Genomic DNA, 5,378 nt, shown 5'->3' with positions numbered 1-5,378 from the left:
GAGGCCGGCCCGCGCGAGCCGGCCGCGTACTCGTCGAGGGGGACCTCGTTGGCGGCCCAGGCCGCAAGGACGGGTTCGACCACGCGCCAGCAGCTCTCGGCGGTGTCGCCGCGGACCGAGAGCGTCGGGTCGCCGTTGAGCACGCCGTCGAGCACCTCGCCGTAGGGCAGGAGATCGGTCGCGTTGAGGTCCGCGTTGAGCGTCACGCGGTTGAGGCTCAGGACGTCGCCCGGGCCGTTGACGTCGACGTCGAGCTGGAGGACGTCCGGGCCGAAGCCGATCCGAAGCCGGTTGGGCTCGTCGACGCCCACGAAACCCTCGGGGAGGTGGGGAACCGGCTTGAACGTGATGACGGCCTCCTTGCGCTTGGCGCCGAGGGCCTTGCCGGAGCGGAGGACGAACGGCACGCCGGCCCAGCGCCAGCTCGCGAGCGTCACGGTGAGCTCGGCGAGCGTCTCGGTCCCGCGGGACGCGTCGACGCCCGGCTCGGCCGTGTAGTCCGGCACGTTGCGGCCCGCGATGGATCCCGCGGTGTAGCGCGCGCGACGCGTCGTCTCGGCGAAGGGTTCCTCCACGCGGGCGGCTCTCAGCACGGAGCTGATGGCGTCGCGAAGATCGCGCTCATCGAGCCGCGCGGGCGCGTCCATCGCGAGGATGGCCATGACGTGCAGGAGGTGGCTCTGGATCATGTCCCGCAGCGCCCCGGCGCGGTCGTAGTAGCCGGCGCGGCCCTCGAGCGCGAGATCCTCGTCGAAGAACACCTCGACCTTCTCGATGTGGTCGCGGTTCCACACTGGCTCGAGGAAGTTGTTCGCGAACCGGAGCCCGAGGATGTTCAGCACGGTGCCCTTGCCCAGGAAATGGTCCACGCGGTGGATCTGGTGCTCGGGGACGAGGGCCCGGAGCGTGTCGTTGAGGTGCCGGGCCGAGGCCTCGGACGTCCCGAACGGCTTCTCGAGCACGAGCCGGGTGCCCTCCGGGAGCTCGTCCGCGCTGAGTGACTCGCACGCGTCCTGCGCGATCTGGGGCGGGACCGCGAAGTACACGGCGACGGGCCCGGCGAGCCGGGAGATGGCCCCGGCGAGCACCCCGGGCGCCGTGATGTCGAGCTGCTCGTACGTCGATTCGTTGCGGATCCGTTCGAGCTCCTCGCGGCCCTCTGGCGTCGCATCGGCCAGGGCGTCCTCGGTCGCGTGCTTGACCCGATCCGACCATTGGTCGGCGGACCAGTCGTCGTGCCCGCCGCCCACCACTGTGAGGCCCGCGTGGCGGCCGGTCGCGAGGAGCCGAGCGAGTCCCGGGAAGAGGAGGCGGCCCGTGAGGTCGCCGGACGCGCCGAGAATGAGGAGGCTCTTGACCGGCTGCGGCGCGCCGGTGCCCTCCGCGTGCGTCGAGGGTGAGGTCTGAGGGACGTGCTGCTGTTCTGCTGTCTGCGTCGTCACGGTGCCAAGCATGCCACCCGAGGTACGGGGTCGATACCCCGGGCGCGTTGTGGCGCCCGGGGCGGTTGATACCCTTGAAGGTGGCAGAACCGCCGTCGGGCGGTTTGTTCACTCCACCGAAAGCGACTCCGTCACGTGTTCAACTCCCTCTCGGACCGTCTGACTGCGACGTTCAAGAACCTCCGCGGCAAAGGCCGCCTGAGCGAAGCAGACGTCGACGCCACCGTCCGCGAGATCCGCCGCGCCCTGCTCGACGCGGATGTGGCCGTGCCCGTCGTGCGCGACTTCGCGGCGCGCGTCCGCGAGCGCGCCCTCGGCGCGGAGGTTGCCGCGGCACTCAACCCGAGCCAGCAGGTCGTCAAGATCGTCAACGACGAGCTCGTCACGATCCTCGGCGGCGAGACGCGCCGCATCCGGCTCGCGAAGACCCCGCCGACCGTCATTATGCTCGCGGGCCTCCAGGGTGCAGGCAAGACGACGCTCGCGGGCAAGCTCGCGAAGTGGCTCAAGGGCCAGGGGCACTCGCCGATCCTCGTCGCCGCCGACCTCCAGCGCCCGAACGCCGTCACGCAGCTCGAGGTCGTGGCCCAGCGCGCGGGGGTCGCCGTCTATGCGCCGCACCCCGGCATCCAGTCCGAGTTCGAGGCTCCCACCGGTGACCCGGTGGCCGTGGCTCGCGGCGGCGTCGAGCAGGCGCGCCAGAAGCTGCACGACGTCGTCATCGTCGACACCGCCGGCCGCCTCGGCATTGACGCCGAGCTCATGCAGCAGGCCGCGGACATCCGCTCGGCCGTCAAGCCGGACGAGGTCCTGTTCGTCATCGACGCGATGATCGGCCAGGACGCCGTCAACACGGCCAAGGCCTTCGAGGACGGCGTCGACTTCACGGGCGTCGTCCTGACGAAGCTCGACGGCGACGCGCGCGGCGGCGCCGCGCTCTCGGTCGCGTCCGTCACGGGCCGCCCGGTCATGTTCGCGTCCACGGGCGAGGGCCTCGACGACTTCGAACTGTTCCACCCGGACCGCATGGCCTCGCGCATCCTCGACATGGGCGACGTCATGACGCTCATCGAGCAGGCGGAGAAGAGCTGGGACCGCGACGAGGCCGCCCGGATGGCGAAGAAGTTCGCCGACCAGGAGGACTTCACGCTCGAGGACTTCCTCGCCCAGATGCAGCAGATCCGCAAGATGGGCTCGATGAAGAAGATGCTCATGATGATGCCGGGCGCAGCACAGTTCCGGCAGCAGCTCGAGCAATTTGACGAGCGCGAGATCGACCGCGTCGAGGCGATCGTGCGGTCCATGACCCCGCACGAGCGCGTCGCGCCCAAGATCATCAATGGCTCGCGCCGCGCCCGCATCGCAAGGGGCTCGGGCGTCCACGTCTCCGAGGTCAACGGCCTGCTCGAGCGCTTCGGCCAGGCACAGAAGATGATGCGCCGGATGGCGTCGGGCGGGGGCATCCCCGGAGTGCCGGGGCTGCCGGGCGGCGGCGCCTCGCGCAAGCCGGCGGGGAAGAACAACAAGAAGAAGGCTCGCTCGGGTAACCCCGCGAAGGCGGCGCAGCAGCTGCGCGAGGCCGAGCAGAAGCGGGCCGCGGGTGCCGCGAACGCCCTCCAGGGCGGTTCGGCCTTCGGGCAGCAGTCCCAGCAGGACTTCGACCCTGCGGCGCTCAACCTGCCGAAGGGCTTCGACAAGTTCCTCGGGAACTAGGTCCGGCGCGGAGGACCGCCGAAGGCCCGGCGGCCGCGCGCTCCCGTCCGTTTCTTAGGCCCACGAATCGCGCCGCGACGCGAAACGCCGCGTTCCGGTCCGCATCCCACGGGATCAGCGGACCGGAACGCGGCGTTCCCGGGCTTACTCGGGCGAGCCCACCGCGATCGTCTCAGGCAGGTAAACCTTCGCGCCCTGGGCTATGAACTCCGCGCTCTTGGCCGCCATGCCGGCGATGGCCTCCTGCGCCTCCTTCGAGCCGTACTCGTTGCGGATGTCCTGCGAGATCCGCATCGAGCAGAACTTCGGCCCGCACATCGAGCAGAAGTGGGCCGTCTTGGCAGGCTCCGCGGGGAGGGTCTCGTCGTGGAACGCCTCGGCCGTGGCCGGGTCGAGCGAGAGAGAGAACTGGTCCTTCCAGCGGAACTCGAAGCGGGCCTTCGAGAGGGCGTCGTCCCGCTCGTGGGCGCCCGGGTGGCCCTTCGCGAGGTCGGCGGAGTGCGCGGCGATCTTGTATGTGATGACGCCGGTCTTGACGTCGTCTTTGTTCGGCAGGCCGAGGTGCTCCTTCGGCGTCACGTAGCACAGCATCGCGGTGCCGTACCGGGCGATCTCGGTGGCCCCGATGGCTGAGGTGATGTGGTCATAGCCGGGGGCCACGTCGGTCACGAGCGGGCCGAGCGTGTAGAACGGCGCGCCGTCGCACAGCTCCTGCTGGCGCTCGACGTTCTCGCGCACGAGGTGGAACGGGATGTGCCCGGGTCCCTCGACCATGACCTGAACGTCGTACGTCCAGGCCCGCTTCGTGAGCTCGGCGAGCGTGTCGAGCTCGGCGAACTGCGCGGCGTCGTTCGCGTCCGCCGTCGAACCGGGGCGCAGTCCGTCGCCGAGCGAGAACGCGACGTCGTACTGCGCGAAGATCTCGCACAGCTCGTCGAAATGCGTGTAGAGGAAGTTCTCCTCGTGGTGCGCGAGGCACCAGCCGGCCATGATCGAGCCGCCACGCGAGACGATGCCGGTGACGCGGTTGGCCGTGAGGGGGACGTAGCGCAGGAGCACGCCAGCGTGGATCGTCATGTAGTCGACGCCCTGCTCGCACTGCTCGATGACCGTGTCGCGGAAGACTTCCCACGTGAGCGCGGACGCGTCGCCGTTGACCTTCTCGAGCGCCTGGTAGATCGGCACGGTGCCGATCGGCACGGGGGAGTTGCGGATGATCCACTCGCGAGTCGTGTGGATGTCGTCGCCCGTGGAGAGGTCCATGACCGTGTCGGCGCCCCACTTGGTGGCCCACTGCAGCTTGTCGACCTCCTCGGCGATCGAGGACGTCACAGCGGAGTTGCCGATGTTCGCGTTGATCTTGACGAGGAACGCCTTGCCGATGATCATCGGCTCCGACTCGGGGTGGTTGATGTTGTTCGGGATGATGGCCCGACCCGCGGCGACCTCGCTCCGAACTAGCTCGACGTCGCAGCTTTCCCGCAGGGCGACGAAGCGCATCTCCGGCGTCACCACGCCTTGCCGCGCGTAGTGCATCTGCGTGACGCGGCGGCCCTCCTTGGCGCGCCGCGGCACGGGCCTCGCGCCCTTCCACTCGGCCGACGCCTCGCCGCGCCGGAGAGCCGAGCGGCCGTCGTCGAGCAGGTTCCGCTCGCGCCCCTCGTACGCCTCGGTGTCGTCGCGCCCAGCGATCCACGCCGCGCGGTACGGCGGCAGCCCCACGACCGGATCGCTCCCGGGGCCGGCGGTGCGGTACACGCGCAGTGGCTCGTTCGGCTGGCCGTTGGGGGAGTCGTCGAGGGCGATCTCCGTGACGGGGACCCGGAGTCCATGCTCGGCGTCCTCGAGGAACGCGAGCGAATGGGCAGCGTGCTGCTCCTGGCCCGGGGCGGTTTCGATTTCGGATGTGCTCATTCTGTGAGCCCTCACTTCCTACGCCGGCATGACCCGGACAGGTTCGACGGTCGCAGGCCGCATCAGCCTGATCTCAGCCCTTGCGAGGGCACCCGTGTGGACGAAAGGGAGGCTAGCACGGCGGCTACGCTGGCTGCATGACCGAGCCCGCTCATGACGTGGTCCATCTCACTGGGCCGATCCTCGCGAGCCGCAGCGAGTCCCGGCCCGAGGCCTGGATCGTCGACGGCCGCATGACGTACGCCCGCCCAGCGCGGCCGGCCGCGCGCACGCTCGCCGGTTTTGTGATCCCCGGGCTCGTCGACGCGC

3 protein-coding genes and 1 riboswitch are annotated in these 5,378 nt (G+C 70.0%); of the genes, 1 reads left to right on the top strand and 2 read right to left on the bottom strand.

Going from position 1 to position 5,378, the window contains the following annotated elements; genetic code table 11:
* Positions 1 to 1,343, bottom strand: a 1,343-nt coding sequence (locus tag ACLN58_RS17265) for a glucose-6-phosphate dehydrogenase (protein ID WP_415856481.1), incomplete at its 3' end; no start/stop codon positions are given.
* A 234-nt stretch (positions 1,344 to 1,577) separates the two neighbouring features.
* On the opposite strand from ACLN58_RS17265, the gene ffh reads away from it, so the two are divergent.
* Positions 1,578 to 3,155 (top strand): signal recognition particle protein, encoded by a 1,578-nt coding sequence (gene ffh / locus ACLN58_RS17260; RefSeq protein ID WP_415856480.1) that lies wholly within the window; start codon positions 1,578 to 1,580, stop codon positions 3,153 to 3,155.
* Between the two features lie 144 nt (positions 3,156 to 3,299).
* Here ffh and thiC read toward each other — a convergent pair whose 3' ends face one another.
* Entirely contained in the window at positions 3,300 to 5,069 is a 1,770-nt protein-coding gene (gene thiC / locus ACLN58_RS17255) for a phosphomethylpyrimidine synthase ThiC (protein WP_415856479.1), read from the bottom strand.
* Positions 5,068 to 5,175, bottom strand: a riboswitch (TPP riboswitch). (Overlaps the previous gene by 2 nt.)
* Positions 5,176 to 5,378 lie beyond the last annotated feature (203 nt).

Source organism: Sinomonas sp. G460-2, assembly GCF_047759905.1.
Lineage (GTDB): Bacteria > Actinomycetota > Actinomycetes > Actinomycetales > Micrococcaceae > Sinomonas.
Note: the sequence above shows the minus strand (reverse complement) of the source record. Positions and strands in the feature narration are given on the sequence as shown.